General features: G+C 64.8%; 13 protein-coding genes. 8 read left to right on the top strand and 5 right to left on the bottom strand.

Annotated elements, in window-relative coordinates; genetic code table 11:
- Position 1 precedes the first annotated feature (1 nt).
- Positions 2–997: a stage II sporulation protein M gene (locus AUR_RS16355; RefSeq protein WP_170828525.1), complete on the top strand. Its 996-nt coding sequence runs from the start codon at positions 2–4 to the stop codon at positions 995–997.
- A 139-nt stretch (positions 998–1,136) separates the two neighbouring features.
- Positions 1,137–2,327, top strand: a complete 1,191-nt coding sequence (locus AUR_RS16360) for a TIGR01906 family membrane protein (RefSeq protein ID WP_062095732.1) — start codon at positions 1,137–1,139, stop codon at positions 2,325–2,327.
- A gap of 23 nt (positions 2,328–2,350) precedes the next feature.
- Here AUR_RS16360 and AUR_RS16365 read toward each other — a convergent pair whose 3' ends face one another.
- Both AUR_RS16365 and AUR_RS16370 read right to left on the bottom strand, forming a co-directional pair.
- Positions 2,351–4,183 carry an AMP-dependent synthetase/ligase gene (locus AUR_RS16365; RefSeq protein ID WP_062095734.1) on the bottom strand — a complete coding sequence of 611 codons (1,833 nt, stop codon included), beginning with the start codon at positions 4,181–4,183 and terminating at the stop codon, positions 2,351–2,353.
- Positions 4,184–4,247: 64 nt separating this feature from the next.
- A complete protein-coding gene (locus tag AUR_RS16370) occupies positions 4,248–6,044 on the bottom strand; it encodes a dolichyl-phosphate-mannose--protein mannosyltransferase (protein WP_062099079.1) in 1,797 nt (598 codons plus the stop codon).
- Between the two features lie 175 nt (positions 6,045–6,219).
- On the opposite strand from AUR_RS16370, the gene rsmI reads away from it, so the two are divergent.
- On the top strand, positions 6,220–7,050 hold the full coding sequence (gene rsmI, locus AUR_RS16375) for a 16S rRNA (cytidine(1402)-2'-O)-methyltransferase (protein WP_062099081.1): 831 nt from the start codon (positions 6,220–6,222) through the stop codon (positions 7,048–7,050).
- A gap of 160 nt (positions 7,051–7,210) precedes the next feature.
- Complete coding sequence (locus tag AUR_RS16380; protein WP_021471471.1) at positions 7,211–8,692, top strand: NAD-dependent succinate-semialdehyde dehydrogenase; 1,482 nt, start codon at positions 7,211–7,213, stop codon at positions 8,690–8,692.
- Positions 8,693–8,829: 137 nt separating this feature from the next.
- Here AUR_RS16380 and AUR_RS16385 read toward each other — a convergent pair whose 3' ends face one another.
- From AUR_RS16385 to AUR_RS16395, 3 genes are read right to left on the bottom strand one after another with little or no spacing between them, the layout of a single operon-like run.
- Positions 8,830–11,304, bottom strand: coding sequence for a transglutaminase TgpA family protein (locus AUR_RS16385; protein ID WP_062095736.1), 2,475 nt, complete (start codon positions 11,302–11,304; stop codon positions 8,830–8,832).
- On the bottom strand, positions 11,301–12,797 hold the full coding sequence (locus AUR_RS16390; RefSeq protein WP_062095738.1) for a DUF58 domain-containing protein: 1,497 nt from the start codon (positions 12,795–12,797) through the stop codon (positions 11,301–11,303). The genes AUR_RS16385 and AUR_RS16390 overlap by 4 nt, the downstream gene beginning before the upstream one ends.
- 9 nt (positions 12,798–12,806) lie before the next feature.
- A complete protein-coding gene (locus tag AUR_RS16395) occupies positions 12,807–13,928 on the bottom strand; it encodes an AAA family ATPase (protein WP_062099083.1) in 1,122 nt (373 codons plus the stop codon).
- Between the two features lie 184 nt (positions 13,929–14,112).
- On the opposite strand from AUR_RS16395, the gene AUR_RS16400 reads away from it, so the two are divergent.
- The 4 genes from AUR_RS16400 to AUR_RS16415 all read left to right on the top strand — a co-directional run bounded on the left by AUR_RS16400 (position 14,113) and on the right by AUR_RS16415 (position 18,343).
- On the top strand, positions 14,113–15,009 hold the full coding sequence (locus tag AUR_RS16400; RefSeq protein ID WP_062095740.1) for a TatD family hydrolase: 897 nt from the start codon (positions 14,113–14,115) through the stop codon (positions 15,007–15,009).
- Between the two features lie 285 nt (positions 15,010–15,294).
- The gene (locus AUR_RS16405; protein WP_021471466.1) at positions 15,295–16,446 is read left to right on the top strand and encodes a resuscitation-promoting factor; all 1,152 of its coding nucleotides are present in this window, start codon (positions 15,295–15,297) and stop codon (positions 16,444–16,446) included.
- Positions 16,447–16,472: 26 nt separating this feature from the next.
- Positions 16,473–17,354: a 16S rRNA (adenine(1518)-N(6)/adenine(1519)-N(6))-dimethyltransferase RsmA gene (rsmA, locus tag AUR_RS16410; RefSeq protein ID WP_021471465.1), complete on the top strand. Its 882-nt coding sequence runs from the start codon at positions 16,473–16,475 to the stop codon at positions 17,352–17,354.
- On the top strand, positions 17,351–18,343 hold the full coding sequence (locus tag AUR_RS16415; RefSeq protein ID WP_021471464.1) for a 4-(cytidine 5'-diphospho)-2-C-methyl-D-erythritol kinase: 993 nt from the start codon (positions 17,351–17,353) through the stop codon (positions 18,341–18,343). The genes rsmA and AUR_RS16415 overlap by 4 nt, the downstream gene beginning before the upstream one ends.
- Positions 18,344–18,394: the final 51 nt, after the last annotated feature.

Genomic DNA, 18,394 nt, shown 5'->3' on the forward strand with positions numbered 1-18,394 from the left:
CGTGGACATCGATGCCTTCTCAGCCGTGAACGGGAGCAAATGGTCCAGGCTTACTTACCTGGCCCATAAACGGCGGCTGACCGGGGAAGAGGCCGACGAGTTGCTGCGGCTGTACCAAACCGTGTCAGCGCACCTGTCGCTGATCCGTTCCGTGGCGCCGGAATCGGCCTTGTCGTCGTCCCTGTCCGCAGCCTTGGCCCAGGCACGTACCCGGTTTACAGGGGCCAGGTCCAACTTCATGGAAGACCTGGCCCGCTTCTTTGTGATCGCGTTGCCTGCGGCTTTCTACCGGATCCGCTGGCTGACCGTGTGGTGCGGACTTTTCTTCCTGGCGGTGGGTGGGGCGTATGCGTTGTGGATCGGTACCTCGCCGGAGGCCTTGCGGGCGGTATTCGGCAGCGACGACAATATCCGCCGGTACGTCGAGGACGACTTCATCGACTACTATTCCGAAAACCCCGCAGCATCATTCGCCGGCGCCGTGTGGACCAACAACGCCTGGATCTCCGCGCAGGCTGTTGCCTTCGGCATCACCGGATTCTGGGTGCCCATGATCCTCTTCCTCAACGCCCAGGCGGTAGGAGCCGCGGCCGGAGTCTTCGTGGCGACCGGGAAGCTGGACATCTTCTTCAGCTACATCCTTCCGCATGGCCTGATGGAACTGACGGCCGTCTTCATTGCATGCGCAGCCGGATTAAGGATCTTCTGGGCCATGGTCCAGCCGGGCCCGAGAACCCGGCTCCAGGCTGTTGCGGAGGAAGGCCGCTCCTTGGTGACCGTTGCGCTGGGACTGGTTCTGGTGCTGCTTGTCTCCGGCGTCGTAGAAGCATTCGTGACGCCCAGCCCTTTGCCGGTGTGGGCGAAGATCACCATTGGGGCGATGGTCCTCGCCGCCTACTGGGTGTACGCACTGCTGCTGGGCGGACGTGCCTTCCGCGCCGGGGAAACGGGAGACCTGGAAACGAACGACGCCGGATACCGGGGCATAGCTGCGTAGGCACCTTACAGTTACGTTTCAATCTTGCCGACGGCGGGGTGGCTCCTGTTTCGGTGCAAGGGCGGACTGTAGGCTCGAATGCAGACAAGAATCCGGCAGCACGCAGTGGCCGGTCGATGCCTACGGAAGTGAAACCGCTGTGAGCGACAAGAGCCCGAAACCACAAGAACCGGACACGGACGTCCACGACGATCCCGATGAACCGGCCTTCGAATGGATGAAGCCCGCATCGTCCGGCGCCACGTCGGCTGCGGGGAACTCCGCCCCAGCCGATGCAGCTACTAAAGCCCAGCCGGCGTCCTCGGCCCCGACTGGATCCCAACCCGAAAGCCGCACTGGATCCCAGCCCGCGGCCCCGACTGGAACCCAGCCCGAAAGCCGCGCCGGCCGCAAGGCGGCCGAAGCTGCAGAAACCGAGCCCGAGCCCCCGCTGTTCGCAGGTTCTTCCCCTGCCGGCAAACCAACCGGCGGCGCGTCGCACTCGGAGCCGTTACCGACGTCGGCCCTTCAGGTCCGTCCGCCCGAAGAGGAAGTTGCCCGCCGCAACGCAGAGCGCGAGCAAGCGGCCAAGGTGAAGCCGCTGGCGCCCCGCATCTTCCAAGTGCTGCTCGCGATTTTCTTCCCCATCATCTTGCTGGTGCTTGCCGTCCGTGCAGTAGCCAGCCCCCTGTTCCTCTGGATCGAGTACAACCGGCCGGGTTTCCCCGGGGACGGCTACGGGTTCAGCACCGAAGACCGCATGACCTACGGCTCCTATGCAGTGGACTACCTCAGCAACTGGGCGGGTCCGCGGTACCTGGGCGGCCTGGTCCATGAGGACGGCAACCAGCTGTTCAAGGACTCCGAAGTTTCACACATGGCCGACGTCAAGCTGGTCATCCTGTCTTCCTTCGGGGCCGGCCTCCTGCTGATCATCCTGAGCTTCATCGCCATCATGTACCTCCGGAAGAAGAGCGACGGCGGTGTCCGCCGCGGCCTGTTCGCCGGCTCGATCGTCACGCTGGTGATCATCATCGGTCTTGCCGTGTTGGCTGTCCTGAGCTGGCAGCAGTTCTTCACCGAGTTCCACCGCATCTTCTTCGCCAGCGGCACGTGGACTTTCTCGCTCGAGGATACGCTCATCCGCCTCTTCCCCGGCCAGTTCTGGGTTGACGCCGGAATCGTCATCGGCGCCCTGGTGTTCCTGGCAGCCACGGTGACCTTCATCCTGACGTGGCCCACACGCCGTCGTCGCGGTCTGGGAGCCAAATCGGCGGATGCCAACGAATCTGCCGATGTTGAGGCCGAGGCTGCAGACCCCACCAAGGATTCAGCAACCACCAAGCGGTAAGACTGCGTTCAGCGCAGGTGGCGCTACTTTGCGTAGAGCTTCTCCACCAGCTTGGCGAAGTCGTTCGTCACCACATCGCGCTTCAGCTTCAGCGACGGCGTGAGGTGGCCTGATTCTTCGGTGAGTTCGCTGGTGATGAAGTCGAACTTCCGGATGGACTCTGCGGCGGACACCAGCCTGTTGGCTTCATCAACGGCGGACTGCACTTCAGCGCGGACCCGCGGGTCTGTGGATGCTTCCTGGAGGGACAGCGCACCGAGCTTGTTCTCCGCGCACCAATCCGCAAGTCCTTCAGGATCGAGGGCGATCAATGCGGCAACGAACGGCTTTCCATCGCCGACGACCACTGCCTGGCCCACCAGTTGGTGTTCACGGAGCTTCTCCTCCAGCGGTGCCGGGGCGATGTTCTTGCCACCGGCAGTGACCAGCAGGTCCTTCTTGCGGCCGGTGATGGTGAGGAACCCGTCCTGGTCGAGCTCGCCGAGGTCTCCCGTGCGGAAGAACCCGTCGACGAACGCTGCCTCCGTGGCGGCCGGGTTGTTGTGGTAACCCTTGAAGACGCCGATGCCCTTCACCAGGATTTCTCCGTCGGAGGCTATCCGGATGGTGGTCCCGGGGAGTGGAATGCCTACGGTGCCGATGCGGAACATGCTGGGTGTGTTGACCGTGCAGGGGGCAGTGGTTTCGGTCAGCCCGTAGCCTTCCAGGACGGGAACGCCGGCACCATGGAAGAAATGGTTCTCCCGAAGGCTGAGCGGGCTTGCACCGGAGACCGTGTAGCCTACGGCCCCGCCAAAGACCTCGCGGACCTTGGGGTAGAGGAGCTTGTTGAACACTGCATGCTTGGCGCGCAACGTCCAGCCGGGCCCGGTGCCCTGCCCGCGCGAGGCGAGGTCCGCCGCCGTCGAATACTCCACAGCCGTTGACGACGCCGCGGCGAAGAGCCGTCCTTTGCCGCTCATGGCAGCCTTGTGCCCGGCTCCTGCGTAGACCTTTTCGAAGATGCGGGGGACAGCCAGCAGGAACGTCGGTTTGAAGGCGCCGAGGTCATCCATCAACCCGCTCGCTCCTGCGCTGTGGCCCATGGTGATCCCGCCGGTCATTGAGACCACCTGCACTGCCCGCGCCAGGACATGGGCCAACGGCAGGAACATCAGGGTTCTTGCCCCCGGCTGCATGAGCAGTTCAGGCAGGAAGGGAATGACGTTGCGGGTGATGCGGACAAAGTTGCCATGGGTGATTTCGCAACCCTTTGGCCTGCCCGTGGTGCCGGAGGTGTAGACAATCGATGCGACATCGGCAAGGTTCGCGGCGCTGCGTTGCCGTTCCAGCTCAGTGTCGGTGATGCCGGTCCCGACGGCGGATACGCTGGTCAGGTGCGGTGCCTCACCTTCGTGTTCCATGCGGATGATGGTGACCAGGTCATCACCCAGGGCGGCCGACTTGTCCACCACAGACCGGACCAGTTCAGCCTTGGCTGTGTCCTCGACGAAGACGCGGCGGGCTCCGGAGTCCACCAGGATCCATTCGATCTGGCCTGCCGATGACGTCTCGTAAATAGGAACGGTGACCCCGCCGGCCATCCAAATGGCGAAATCCACCAGCGTCCACTCAAAGCTGGAGCGGGAGAGGACAGCCACCGGATCTCCGGGGTTGAGCCCTCCTGCAATCAAGCCCTTGGCGAGTGCGCTGACGTCGGCCAGGAACCGGGATGCCGTGACGTTCAACCAGCCGTTGGGTGTCTTGTGGGCATAGAGGATGCCGAAGGGATCTTTGGTGCACCGTTCCAGGAGGAGGTCCGTGACGTTGCTGTCCTCATCGGCCTCCACCAGAAGCTCTGTGCTTGCTTCCCTCACGACCCTCCTCGCTTCCTGGGCTTGGCTGTGTGCCGTTGCCCGCGCATTTCTTCCATGGATCAGCCTAAATCCATGAAGGCATCCACATCCTCATCCGCCAGTCCTGGTAACTGATGACCTCTGCGGTCAGGACGGGGTAGAAGAATGCCGTGGCAATCACAGCGAGCATCACCACGAGACCCACGACGTACAGCCCTGAGCGGCGCCGCCAGGGTGGATCGTTGCTCCGCCCCAGCGCCAGGCCGAGGACGTAGGTGAGGGCAAGGACCAGGAAGGGCTCGAAGGACACTGCATAGAAGACGAACATGGTGCGTTCCGGATACATGAACCACGGGAGATAGCCTGCGGCAACCCCGGCCAGGATGGCTCCGGCACGCCAGTCACGCCGGCCCGCCCACCAAAAAAGAAGGATGACCAGGGCAATGGTTCCGCCCCACCACACGACGGGGTTTCCGACTGGAAGGATCGCCGAGGAGCACGTTTCAACGACGCAACCGGACGTGCCCTGCTTGGGGGCCTGGTAGTAGAAGGACGTGGGCCGGCCCATCACCAGCCACGTCCAGGGACTCGATTCGTAAGGGTGGTCCGAGCTGAGGCCCTGATGGAACTTGTACGCCTCCAGGTGGTAGTGCGCCAGGGAGCGAATCGGGTTGGGCAGCCAGTCCCAGCCGGGCGACGGGTTGGTGGCAGCCCATTGGCGGTAATAGGCGTCCTTGGACAGGAACCACCCGGTCCAGGTGGCCACGTACGTCACGCACGCGACGGGGATGAGGGTGAAGAACGCCGCGATGCCGTCCTTGATGATCGCCGCGCTGGCCCAGCTCCGGATTCCTGCAATCCTGCGGGCACTCATGTCCCAAAAGACCGTCATCAGACCGAACACGGCCACGAAGGAGAGCGCGGACCACTTGGTGCCCACCGCCAAGCCGAGGCAAAGGCCCGCCACCAGGCGCCACCAACGCATTCCCAGCCATGGACCGGAGAGGAGCTGAAGCGGGGATGGCACCCCGCCGGGCGAAGCAGCCGCTTGCGCGGCGAGCCGGGAAGCCAGACGACGGCGGCCGTCGTCGCGGTCCAACAGCAAGGCGCCGAACGCCGCCAGGATCCAGAAGGCCAGGAAAATATCCAGCAAGGATGTCCTGGAGAGCACCAGGTGGTGGCCGTCCACTGCAAGCAGCACTCCGGCAACCAAACCGAGGGTGTGGGAGCGGAAGAGCTTGAGCGCGATCAGGGACACCAGGAAAACCGTCAGTGTTCCGATGAGAGCCGCCCCGAAGCGCCACCCTAAGGGGTTGTCTGCTCCGAACAGCCACATGCCGAACGCAATCATCCACTTGCCCACAGGCGGGTGGACTACATACTCAGGACTGTTCAGGAGGACGTCGGGGTTACCCGCGTTGAAGGAATCATTGGCCTTGGCCGGCCAGCTCCGTTCGTAGCCACTCACCAGGTAGGAGTAGGCGTCCTTGACGTAGTAGGTCTCATCGAACACGAGGCTGTGCGGAACCTCAAGGCGGACGAAGCGGAGTACGCCGGCCAGGACGGCGGTCAGGGCAGGGATGAGCCAGAACCAGAGACGCAACGACGGCGGGTAGTCCCGCCAGCTGTGAATGCCGCCAATGAGGCGGTTCCGGAGGCTCTTTGAGGTGAAGGCTTCAGCCGGCCGTGCAATCCAGGATTGCCGCTCCAGCCCGCGCGGCTTAAGGCGGGCGTCCTTTCGGTGGTTTTGCGGGAGCTCCCAAGTAGTCAGTTCCCTTACCGGTTCTTTTGTGTCAGCGGCCGCCGTTCCGTCGGTGTCCCGGGAGGGGACCGGCGTCTCGGCAGTTCCGGAATCGGTGGCAGGAACGGACGACTGGTTCACCCGCCCCATGCTACCTTTCCGTCCTTGGGAGAAACCGGAACTGCCTTTGAACGGCTGGCCGGGGCAGTAGGCTTGGCAAGTGGACGAAGAACGCAGCACCCCTGTTGAGAACCCCTTGGATGACGAATTTTCCGCAGGGGAAACCGTGCAGTCTCCGGAGCGGGGCACCCCCGGTATTGGCAGGATCGTCCTGGCCGCCACACCGATCGGAAATGTGGGCGACGCATCCTCGCGGCTGATCGAGCTCCTGGGCACATCGGACATCATCGCTGCGGAGGACACCCGCCGGCTCCATCGCCTGGTCCAGGCCCTTGGCGTTGAGGTATCCGGCCGCGTGATCAGCTACCACGAGCACAATGAGGTGGCCAAGACCGGCGAACTCCTGGACCAGGTGCGCGAGGGCAAGAGCATCCTCATGGTCAGTGACGCGGGCATGCCGGCGGTTTCCGACCCCGGCTTCCGTCTGGTCGAAGGCGCTGTTGCCGCGGGCCTGACCGTCACCGCTGTTCCCGGCCCCTCGGCTGTGCTGACTGCCCTGGCGTTGTCCGGCCTCCCGACAGACCGCTTCTGTTTTGAAGGCTTCCTGCCCCGAAAACCCGGGGAGCGGAATTCCCGGCTGGGCGAGCTGGCCGACGAACGCCGCACCATGGTGTTCTTCGAGGCCCCGCACCGGCTCGAAGTGATGTTGCGTGCCCTCCACGAGCGGTTTGGCCCGGAGCGGCGTGGAGCGGTGTGCCGTGAACTGACAAAAACCTACGAGGAAGTCATCCGCGGGTCCTTGCGCGAACTCCTGGAATGGGCCGAGAACAACGAGGTCCGTGGGGAAATTGCCGTTGTGGTGGGCGGTGCACCTGAACAGGCGCCCGGAAAACCGGAAGACCACGTGGCGGCTGTCAATGAGCTGGTAACCCAAGGCATCCGCCTGAAAGAGGCCGTGGCCGCAGTTGCCGAAGACGCACGCATCAGCAAGCGCGAACTCTACGCGGCGGTCCTCGCGGCGCGCTAGGAAGTGCTGTGCAGCTGCACAATTACGGGGGCGCCGTGCAGTGCGCACAGGCGTAGACACTCCTTCCGGCCGGGCAGTACCGTGGCAGTAATTCAAGCCACTTCTGGCAAGGAACCCTAGTGGTGCAACACTCCAAAGCACCCAAGACGAAGGAGTCGCCATGACTGTCACGGTTGAACGCGAAAGCGAACTGCTGGCTTCCGTCCCTACTGGCCTGCTGATCAACGGTCAGTGGCGCCCCGCGGGATCCGGAAAGACCTTTGATGTTGAGGACCCTGCCACGGGCAAGGTGCTGCTCAGCATCTCCGACGCCGGTCCGGAAGACGGCGCCGCTGCCCTGGACGCAGCTGCTGCTGCCCAGGCCGACTGGGCCCGCACGGCACCGCGCGAACGCGGCGAAATCCTGCGCCGGGCGTTCGACATGGTGACCGAGCGCGCCGAAGACTTCGCACTGCTGATGACCCTCGAAATGGGCAAGCCCCTGGCCGAAGCCCGCGGTGAAGTAACCTACGGCGCTGAGTTCCTGCGCTGGTTCTCCGAAGAAGCAGTCCGTGTCTCCGGCCGCTACTCGGCAGCCCCGGACGGCAAGAACCGCCTCCTGGTCCAGAAGAAGCCCGTGGGTCCCTGCCTGTTGATCACTCCGTGGAACTTCCCGCTGGCCATGGCCACCCGCAAGATTGCCCCCGCCGTTGCCGCCGGTTGCACCATGGTGCTCAAGCCCGCCAACCTGACCCCGCTGACGAGCCTCCTCTTTGCACAGGTCATGCAGGAAGCCGGCCTTCCCGCAGGTGTCCTGAACGTCATCCAGACCTCCACCGCAGGTGCCGTCACCGGCCCGCTGATCAAGGATGACCGCCTCCGCAAGATCTCCTTCACCGGTTCCACCCCGGTGGGCCAGGCCCTCATCCGTGAGGCCGCGGACAAGGTCCTGCGCACCTCCATGGAACTGGGGGGCAACGCCCCGTTCGTCGTCTTCGAAGACGCCGACCTGGACAAGGCCGTCGAAGGCGCCATCGCTGCCAAGATGCGCAACATGGGCGAGGCCTGCACAGCAGCCAACCGCTTCATCGTCCACGAGTCCGTCGCCGACGCTTTCGCTGAGAAGTTCGCAGCGAAGATCGGTTCCCTCACCACCGCCCGCGGCACCGAGCCCGAATCCAAGGTCGGCCCGCTGATCGACGGCAAAGCCCGCGACGGCGTCCACGCCCTGGTCAGCGAGGCAGTCGCAGGCGGCGCCGAGGCAGTCACCGGTGGTGCCGCCGTCGACGGTCCCGGCTACTTCTACCAGCCCACGGTGCTCAAGAACGTGGCCGAGGGTGCCCGCATCCTCAAGGAAGAAATCTTCGGTCCGGTTGCCCCGATCATCACGTTCTCCACCGAAGACGACGCAGTCCGCTTGGCCAACAACACCGAGTACGGCCTGGTTGCCTACGTCTTCACCAAGGACCTCAACCGCGGCCTGCGCGTCAGCGAGAAGCTCGAGACCGGCATGCTCGGCCTGAACGCCGGAGTCATCTCCAACGCCGCTGCGCCGTTCGGCGGCGTCAAGCAGTCCGGCCTGGGCCGCGAAGGCGGCGCAGAGGGCATCGAAGAGTACCTCTACACCCAGTACGTAGGTATCGCGGATCCGTACGCCGACTAGCATCCCTTCCGTGTCCACCGCTCCCGCAACAAGCCGGTAGATGCAAGAAAGACCCTGCCCCTGGAACTACACGTTCCGAGGGGCAGGGTCTTTTTACTGTGCGGCCCTGTGTGGGTCCGGCTGTGACCCCGCGCGGGTCAGCGGCGCTGAGGGAGCAGCTGCCGCAACCCCCGCCATGACCTGGCAAGCCCGGCACCGGCCCGCCTCGTGACCGAGGCCAGCGCCCGGAAAGGCGCGCCGAGCGCGTGGAGCCACCGTCGCATCAACGACGGCGGAAGCCAGTCCGCCTGGAAACGGACCCACCAGCCCGAATTGTTGCGCAACGACTCCCGGACGACGGCGATCCTGGGCGCTGCGGACGCGGCGGCGGTATCCGAGGGGCGGCCATAGCGCTGCCGTTCGAAGTCGGCGGTGAGGGAGGCAACCGCCCGGTGGGCGGCGTCGTCGAACCCGCCAGAGTCACCAAGCACCGTGCTGGAGCGGAACCTTGCCGAGAAGTGCCGTGGGGTTTCGCTTGGTGTGGAGGGCACGCCAAAGTCCGTGGCCAGGTCCAGCAATTCGGCCCATGCCAATCCTGCGGACGGGTACTCCGGGAGTGACTGATCGTCCCCGGGTTTGCGGCGCTTCAGCCGGCGGCGGCGAAGCACGGAGCGGGTAAGGCGCGGAGAACCCAGGAACGCAGCCAAGAGGATGACGGCGGCAGATGTGGCGGCAATAGCGGGAAGCGGGTTGCCCTGAACAGGCCCTTGGGCCGGTGTGTCGATACCGGGCAGCGGCGCTGTGGTGGGGACAGGCGTTGGCGCCGTACTGGGAACGTCCTTCTCATCGGTGTTCGTGCTGAGGTTTCCGGTGGTGGAAGCCTCGGTGGCATATTCGGGAACGACGCCGCGGGAAGGCGTCGGCTCAAAAGGAACCCACCCCAGGCCTTCGAAGTACAGTTCCGGCCAGGCATGGGCGTCACGGGCGTCCACTTCATACTCGGGGAAGGAACCTTGGCCCACCAACGCCACGGATTCGCCGGTCAGCCGGCCCGGTGCGTATCCGACGGCGATTCGGCTGGGGATGCCCTCAACCCGCGCCATCACAGCCATCGCCGATGCGAAATGGACGCAGTAGCCGCTCTTGACGGAAAGGAAATCCGCCAGGACTGACAGGCCGTTGCCGTCATACCCGTTTTGGACCGGAGCCTGCAGGGAGTAGATGAACTCGCCGGAGCGGAGGTATTTCTGGATGGCCAGCGCCTTGGCGTAATTGTTGCCCGCCGATGCCGTCACCGTCCGGGCTGTTTCCCGGACGATGCCCGGGAGGTTTCCGGGGATGCGCAGGAAGTCCTCGGAAATGGAGCGGGGCGCAGCGTTCGCCTGGGACAAAGCCTGGGCCGTGACCTTGGGCGCTGCGGAAAACACAACGTACCGCTGGGCCAAAGTGCTGGTTTCCGTGCTCATGATGCTCAGCGTGTCGGGGTCCCACGTCCAGCGTCCGTTGAGCCCGTTGACTGACACCGGTGCAAAGGGGGCGGGTAGATACGGGCTGGTGAACAGTCCGGCGTTGATGGACGTGACGGCGTTGACTATCTCTCCCTGGACGGAGTACCCGGCCTCGATCCGGTCCGCCCCCGCCCGCCGCGAGCCGGCACGATCATCCGGCGCCCAGGTTTCGCCGTCGAAGTGGTCAATGGTGACCGAGCGCAGGTACAAAGGCCCGCTGGAACTGGTGGCGTAAGTAATCCGGCCCGCCCCGCTGGGGCTGCGGAGGCTGTTGCCCAGGGTGATCATGGGGTTGAGCCCGTTCGAGGTTCCCCACGGCGTGAGCCGTGAGCCTTGCGGGAAGGTACCGTTGTCGAAACCCGGTATGGCCAGCGGCACCACCATCGCCAGGCCAAGGGTCAGCACCCCTGTGACCACCAAGCGCTTGAACTGGCCAGCGCCCCGCGGAGCCCCGGATTGCAGCCGCGAGTCGGGAGCGAACCATTGGCTGCAGCCGAGGATCAGCAGGAACCCGATGGTCGCGCCGATAAAGCCCGGCACGCCGACGCTTTGCGGTTTGATGGTGGCCGGAACAACCATGATGGCCAGCAGGCCGATGCCGCTCGCCGCGGGCATGGAAAGGGGGACGGCCAAGGCATCGATCAAGACCACCAAAAGCCCAAGGCAAGCGCACGTGACAAAGACGATGCCGACGTTTGGAGCCACTGGAGCGCTCTCGGAAACCACGGTTTCCCCGGCACGCTTGATGAGCCTTCCCACTGCCTGGAGGGTCTCCGGCGTGGGGATGAACCCCAGGAGGCTTTCCTGCCGGCAGAACGTGAAGGCCAGGACCCCGATCAGGGAAGCCAAGGCGCCAATGGTGGCCAGCAAGGGCTGCACGCGCAAGGAGCGCAGCACGGCCAGCGTCAGCGCCACGGCCACCACGGCGGTGATCAGCGGCATGAACCACGCCCAGCCCCGGAAAACCCCGTTCAGTGAAAGCGCGGCACCCAGTACGCCCATGGAAATGGCCCCGGCCATCGCCCAGGGGAACGCGCCCGGACCCGGGCCCGAGATGCGGCGCCGTGTGCCCGGCGTCGAAGTTTTGCTCCGGGGATCTGCGCTCGGCCGCGAAGTGACGGTCATCGTGGCACCGCCGCTCCCCGTCGGACGTCCATGGCGGCCGCAGCCGCAGCAACCATTCCGCCCTCATCAAACGCCGCCCAGGCAGCCGCCAACGGGGTCCTTGACGTGACGGCGACGGCCCGCCATCCACCCTGCCGCAGAATCTCCAGGACTTGCTCGTTGTTGCGGGAGGAATCAGTAACCAGCAGCGCAAAAGCGTTGGCCCCATATGCGGCAGCCGGAGCCAGGGCTTTGGCCTCGGGCACGGTCAGGTTGCCGAGCAGCGCCAGGAGGGGGCCGCGCAGCCGATGGGCCGCGAGCTTGTCCATGAGCAGGTCATCGAAAGCCGAGTCTCCGCCTTCCGGCGATTCATCGAGGTTCCTGGCGGCGCGGCCGGGGCCTCTGACGGCAGCAGGGGTCCTGCCCGGGTTGCGCCGGTCCGCAGACGCTTCTTCGTCCTGACGGGCGTGCTCGGGCCGGTGATGCCGGGGACCGGACAACTCAATTGCTGCCAGGCCCTCGGCGATGGCGTGCAGGCCGCCCGCCCCGTTGAATTCCTCCGCGGTGGCGTCAGGAGCGGATTTTGAGTGGCTGAAGGCGGGATGCCCCGAGGCGTCCAACATTCGCAGCGAATAGTTCCGCTCGGACAGGTGTGCGCTGATGGACATTGCAGCGGTCACCACCCACTCGAAACCGGGCGTGGTCAGCAGATCAGTGTCCTCGTCATGGCTCCCGAAGACCGAGCCGGTGCTTGGAGCAAAGGCTGCCAGCCGCTGGTCCAGGACGATCGTGGCCTCGGGAGTGGTCACGGACTCTTCCTGGCGCACCATCAATTGCCCGTGGCGCGCCGTTGCCGGCCAGTGAACCCGGCGCATCGGATCACCATGGCGGTACTCGCGGGTCATGATGTCGTCATCGCTCGGGTTGGCGCGGATCCGGGTTGCCGTGACGCCGTCATTTCCCCGGGCCCCGGCCAGTCCCGTCGCGGGAAGTTCGACGGCGGCGGGCGTCACGGTAAGGAGGTCGCCGTCGTCGATTGAATGGCGGCGCAAGGACAGGCCAAACGGATCGCTGAACTCCGCGGTGACCGGACCGATCCGGAATTGGCCGCGCTTCCCGGAACGGAGATGGTACTCATAGCGGCTGGTTCCGCCGGTGGCGGAGCGGGCAGGGAAGCGGAACGCGGGCGGATCTCCGAAACGGGGCGGAAGCTGCTCCTCCATGACCACCTGGCCGGTGCCGTACGAGGTGCGGGCCACGGCCAACCGCACGGTGGTTGCCATGGCGGTTTCCACACTTGAGGGATTGAACTCCCGGTACACCTGGAATTTAGGTTTGAGGATACGGACCCCCGCCAGTGCCACAAGGGGCAGCAAAATCAGGAACACTGCCAAGGTGAGCAAATCGCGCCGGCCCATGATGTGGGCACAGACGATGGACACCACGCCTGCGGCCAGCAAACCCCAACCCCGGTTGGTGAACAGATGCTTGGGAAGCCGATCCACGAGTGCCATCCGGACCGCCTAGGCGCTTTGCTTATCCCTGCGCCACGCGCCGGGCGGTTCCTGGGCGACCGGGACCGAGGCAAGGATTCCGCGCAGGACGGTCTGGGGGGTATCGCCGGCGCTCGCCGCTTTCCTGTCCAGGATGATGCGATGCGCCAGGACCGACTCGGCGACGTCCACCACATCGTCAGGGAGAACGAAGTCCCTGCCGTCCAAGGCAGCGGTTGCCTTCGCGGCGCGCAGCAACTGGAGCAAGGAGCGCGGACTGGCACCCAGCCGCAACCGGGCACTTTCGCGGGTGGCGCGGCCTATGGCTACGGTGTACTCCTTGATGGCGGGGGACACGTACACCTGCTGGACCGTGGCAATCATGGCTGCGACGTCGTTGGCGGTGACCACCGGCGTCACCTTGGCCAAGGGCGAAACAGCCTGGTGGGTCTCCAGCATTTCGATTTCCGCATCCCGGTCCGGGTAACCCATGGAGATGCGCGCCATGAAACGGTCGCGCTGGGCCTCGGGGAGCGGGTAGGTGCCCTCCATCTCGATGGGGTTCTGGGTAGCGACCACCATGAACGGCAGGGCCAACGGATAGGAGTGCCCGTCCACGGTGACCTGGTGCTCCTCCATGCACTCGAGCAGTGCGGACTGGGTCTTGGCCGAAGCACGGTTAATCTCGTCACCAATCACGATGTTCGCGAAAACAGCTCCGGGCCGGAACTCGAACTGCCGGGAGGACTGGTTATAGATGGAGACGCCCGTGACATCCGAAGGCAGCAGGTCCGGGGTGAACTGGATACGGGAAACCGTGCAGTCAACGGTTCTGGCAAGTGTCTTTGCCAGTAGGGTTTTTCCTACCCCCGGCACGTCCTCAAGCAGCAGGTGCCCCTGGGCCAGGAGGACCGTCAGGGCCAGCTTGGCAGCGTCGGCCTTCCCATCGATCACCTTGCTGATCGCACCGAGGATCCGTTCGCTGGAATCGTGGAAGCGTTCGGCATCCATCACGTGCGGCTTGTGCCCGTTGTGCACGGCGTCCGGGTTGCGCGAAGCATTCCCGTTGTCTGCAGCGTCCAGGGGCACAGCGCTGTACGCCTCGCCCTGAAAAGAAGCTGGTTCAACAGTGGCGCGTCGCTTGGACTCCATGGAATGCCCTTCAGCCGTGGCCGCCCGCCCGGCAACGTGCCGGCGTTGGCCGCCTTGTCCGTTCCAGCCTACCCAGACTTTGGGCATCGCTGACATAGTGCAGGGGGAATTTGTGTGCTGCTTGGAGTTCGTCACCACGGGCCGCGGGGATGGGGGAGGACCGCGGTCCGATTAAGGTGGGAGCATGTGCAATTCCCTCGCCCCTGCTCCCTATCGCACGTCCGCAGACCCAGACGATGCCAAGGCATCGCGCAAGGAATATCCACCCGCGCCCCAACCGCTCCCCGTCCCCGTGATGGACAACCACACGCACCTGGACTTCCGGCACGGCCTGATCGAGGTAAGCGTCGCCGACGCCATGGATGCCGCCGCCGCCGTCGGTGTTCATGGAGCCATCCAAGTAGGGTGCGACCTCGAGTCGTCCAGGTTCACCGTGCAAGCGGTGGAAGCCGACCCGCGGCTTCTGGGTGCAGTGGCGATCCATCCGAACGATGCTCCCGTTTACGCCGGACGCGGAGAGCTGGAATCGGCCCTCGCCGAGATCGAAGACCTTGCCCGCCATCCCAGAATCCGTGCCATCGGCGAGACCGGCTTGGACTTCTTCCGTACGCGCGGCGAGGGACTGGCGCATCAGCGCCATTCCTTCCGGCGCCACATTGATATGGCCAAGCGCCTTGACCTCACCCTGCAGATCCACGACCGCGATGCCCACGACGACGTGGTGCAGGTGCTCAAGGAAGAGGGTGCTCCGGAGCGGGTGGTCTTCCATTGCTTTTCCGGCGACGAGGATCTGGCGAGGATCTGCAATGACAATGGCTGGTACATGTCCTTCGCCGGGACCATGACGTTCAAGAACGCGCAGAACCTCAGGGACGCCCTGGCCATCGCGGAACCATCCAGGGTGCTGGTGGAGACCGATTCGCCGTTCCTCACCCCGCACCCTTACCGGGGACGTCCCAACGCAAGCTACATGGTTCCCTACACTGTCCGCTCCATGGCCGATGTGACTGGAGATGACCTGTCCGAGCTGTGTTCGCGCCTCGCGGAAAACACCGTCAATGCCTACGGATCATGGGCATAAGGGCCATCTGACGTGCAGGTATTCGATGTGATGCTGAATACCCGGTATGCATTTTGATTGGCTCGTTTATAACAAATCGGTTACTGTGAACCAAATAGCCGGGGTCGGGGAAGGCCTTCGGACAACTGGTTCGGCAAGATCCGGACTCACCAGTTGAATGTAGTGACGGCGCAGCAGCCGGCAGTGAAGCGTGGGACCGGGCGTGAGCCAAGCCCCTCTGTTTTGCCGCTGGTGTTTCTTTGCGCTTTTCCCCGTGCCCGGATGGTCTGAGAGTTATGGGCAAACGTGATCAAGTTCTTCACAACGGACGGCAAGTTCAGTTTCCTCAAAGTGGGCGCGCAAGTGCTGGTGTTAGTAGCACTCGTAGCCGGTGTCGTTGCCTTCGTGGGCAACAACAAGACGGTCACCTTGAACGTCGACGGAAAAGTGAGCTCCATCCAGACCTTTGGCGGAACCGTCGACCAGGTGGTCAAGGCAGCCAAGGTTGAACTGAAGAACGATGACCGGGTGACCCCCGCGCTGGATTCCCGGGTGGAAAACGGCTCCGTGGTGAACGTCAACCTCGCCAAGGCCGTCTCCATCGAACTGGACGGCGCCCGGAAGACGGTCAACACCAACGCTCCCGATGTGGCCGGCCTGGTCAGCGAACTCGGCGTCGCCGGTTCTTCCGAAATTTCCCAGCCCAAGGATGCTTCCCTCGAAGTCCAGGGTTCCTTCGTGTCCATCTCCACGCCCAAGACCATCAGCCTCGTAGCCGACGGCAAGGACACCAGCACCACCACCACGGCCTCCGACGTCGCCGAGGTCCTCAAGGACGCCGGGATCACCGTGGGTGCCAATGACCGCGTCTCCCAGCCGAGCAACGCCCCCATTGTCCAGGACATGGTCATCAAGGTCTCCCGCGTGGACACCAGCAAGACTGCCGAGACCACCGAGGAAGTCCCGTTCGAGAGCGTCAAGAGCGAAAGCGCAGAGCTCTACAAGGGTGAGGAAAAGGTAACGCAGAAGGGCGTTGCCGGCTCCGTGGTCAAGACGTTCAAGCTGGTCCTCGTGGATGGCCGTGAAGCCTCCCGCACCCTCGTCTCCAGCAACGTGACCACCCAGCCCGTCACCGAGAAGGTGGCTGTTGGAACCAAGGCACGTCCGGTGGCAGCAGCGAAGGCGGCCGCTCCCGTATCCAGCGGCCCCACCGGTGCTCCCAACGAAGCAATGTGGGACCGTATTGCCCAGTGTGAATCCGGCGGCAACTGGTCCATCAACACCGGCAACGGCTACTACGGCGGCCTCCAGTTCTCCAGCCCCACCTGGCTCGCCAACGGTGGTGGCGCCTACGCTCCGACGGCCAACCTTGCCACCAAGGCACAGCAAATCGATATCGCCAACCGCCTCTACGCCAAGAACGGTCTCCGCGACTGGGGCTGCGCGCACGCAGCCTAGCCCGGCGCAGACGATACGATACCTAGGTGACTGAACCGAATTCCGAACCCGCCGCCGTCGCGCCTTTGCTGGGCGCAACTGACATCCGACGGTTAGCCGAGGAAATCGGTGTCCGCCCCACCAAGACCCTGGGGCAGAACTTTGTGATCGACGGCAACACCATTCGCAGGATCGTGTCCGCGGCCGGCATCGACCCGGACGAGACCGTGCTGGAAGTTGGACCAGGCCTTGGCTCGCTGACGTTGGGCCTGCTGGACGCGGCCCGCGAGGTAGTCGCCGTCGAAATCGATCCCGTGCTGGCCGGCAAGCTGCCGGAGACCGTCCGTACCTGGCGGCCCCAGGCCGAGGAGCGCTTCCACCTGGTGCTGTCCGATGCCATGAAGGTGACCGAACTGCCGGTGGAGCCCACTGCCTTGGTGGCCAACCTGCCCTACAACGTGGCCGTCCCGGTGGTGCTGCATCTGCTCCAGCACTTCCCGGGCCTGCGCCACGGCCTGGTGATGGTGCAGGACGAGGTGGCCGACCGCCTCGCGGCGTCGCCAGGTTCCAAGATCTACGGCGTCCCGTCCGTCAAGGCCGCCTGGTACGGGCGCATGCGCAAGGCCGGTGTGATCGGCATGAACGTGTTCTGGCCGGCACCCAAGATCCATTCGGGCCTGGTGGAATTCACGCGCCACGAGCCGCCCGCCACCCACGTGACGCGGGACCAGGTCTTCGCCGTCATCGACGCCGCGTTTGCGCAGCGGCGCAAGACGCTCAGGGCTGCGCTGGCGGGTTGGGCAGGCGGTGCCGTGGAGGCCGAACGGTGCCTGGTAGCTGCAGGGGTGGACCCCACCGCACGCGGCGAAGTCCTGGACATTGGCGCGTACGTGCGGATCGCCGAAGCGCGCCACCCGGCAGCAGTATGACCCCGGGAATCCGCAGGCCCGGGGAACTGCCCTACCAAGGGGAGCGCTTCCGTGCACGCACGGTCCGGGTGAAAGCGCCCGGCAAAGTCAACGTCTCGCTGGCCGTTGGACCCTTGCGACCCGATGGCTACCACTCCGTGGCCAGCGTCTACCTGGCAGTGTCCTTGTACGAGGAGGTTGCTGCGACCAGCACTGAAGCCCCCGGGATCACCGTCAGCATCAGCCCGGCGAGCACCTTGGACCTGGACGGCGTCGATATCCCGCTGGATGAGCGCAACCTGGCTTACAAGGCAGCCGCTGTGATGGCCGAGATGTCGGAGAAGCCAACCGGCGTTCACTTGGAGATCACCAAGCGCGTTCCCGTCGCCGGCGGGATGGGCGGGGGGTCCGCCGATGCCGCGGCCACGCTGTTGGCGTGCGATGCCCTGTGGAACAGCGGCCTCTCCCGCGAGGAACTTGCCCACGTGGCCGCCGAACTTGGTGCGGATGTGCCGTTCTCGCTCCTGGGGGGGACCGCGGTCGGGCTCGGGGTAGGCGACAAGCTCTCGCCGGCACTGGCCAAAGCGCAGGTGGACTGGGTGCTGGTTTTCGCCGACTACGGACTGTCGACCCCGGACGTATTCCGCACGCTGGATGGGCTGCGGGATTCGGAAGGCGCGGAGGTTCCGGAACCCGTGGAGGTGGATCCGACCATCCTCCAGGCCCTACGGAACGGCGATCCTGAAACCCTGAGCCGGGTCCTCGTCAACGATCTGCAAAGAGCCTCGATTGCCCTGGCCCCGCAGCTTCGCGACACAATCGGGCTTGGGGAGGCGCAAGGCGCCCTGGCCGGAATGGTCTCAGGCTCCGGACCCACCGTGGCCCTCCTGGCGAGGGATCCCGGCGCCGCCTCCGTGCTGGCCGAAGACCTGACACATCGGGGGCACAACGCCATCGCTGTGCACGGACCCGTGCCAGGCGCCCGGATCATCTCCGATACCCTCCTTTAGTAGCTCCCTGCCTTTAATAGCTCCCTGCACACCAGCTCCAGAAAGTAGTAC

Origin of the sequence: Paenarthrobacter ureafaciens (genome assembly GCF_004028095.1) — a bacterium.
In the GTDB taxonomy this organism is placed as follows: Bacteria; Actinomycetota; Actinomycetes; order Actinomycetales; family Micrococcaceae; genus Arthrobacter; species Arthrobacter ureafaciens.